Below are 623 nucleotides of genomic sequence, written 5' to 3'. Positions count from 1 at the left end.
TCTGAAAGCACTAGTACTTCGACTTCACTAAGTGGATCCGAAAGTACAAGCACGTCATCATCATTAAGTGATAGCTCGTCTACGAGCGATTCAACGAGTACTTCGCTTTCTGACAGTTCGTCAACTAGTGGTAGTACTTCATTGAGTGACTCTGAAAGCACTAGTACTTCGACTTCACTAAGTGGATCCGAAAGTACAAGCACGTCATCATCATTAAGTGACAGTACTTCAACGAGCGACTCAACTAGCACTTCACTTTCTGATAGTTCATCTACAAGTGGTAGTACGTCATTAAGTGATAGCACTTCGACTAGTGACTCCGAAAGTACAAGTACGTCGACTTCATTAAGTGACAGTACTTCGACTAGTGATTCAACTAGTACGTCGCTTTCCGATAGCTCATCTACGAGTGGTAGTACTTCTACGAGTGACTCAACAAGTACTTCACTTTCCGATAGTTCATCGACAAGCGGTAGTACTTCATTGAGCGATTCTGAAAGTACAAGCACGTCATCATCATTAAGTGATAGCTCGTCTACGAGTGACTCAACAAGTACTTCACTTTCCGATAGTTCATCGACAAGTGGAAGTACATCACTAAGTGACTCTGTAAGTACAAGTAC

At 42.2% G+C, this 623-nt stretch carries 1 protein-coding gene; it reads right to left on the bottom strand.

What is annotated here, in order from left to right:
• Positions 1-623, bottom strand: a 623-nt coding sequence (locus ACZ267_RS12755; RefSeq protein ID WP_463680336.1) for a hypothetical protein, incomplete at both ends; no start/stop codon positions are given.

The sequence above is a fragment of the Staphylococcus sp. AC872 genome (assembly GCF_979255425.1).
Note: the sequence above shows the minus strand (reverse complement) of the source record. Positions and strands in the feature narration are given on the sequence as shown.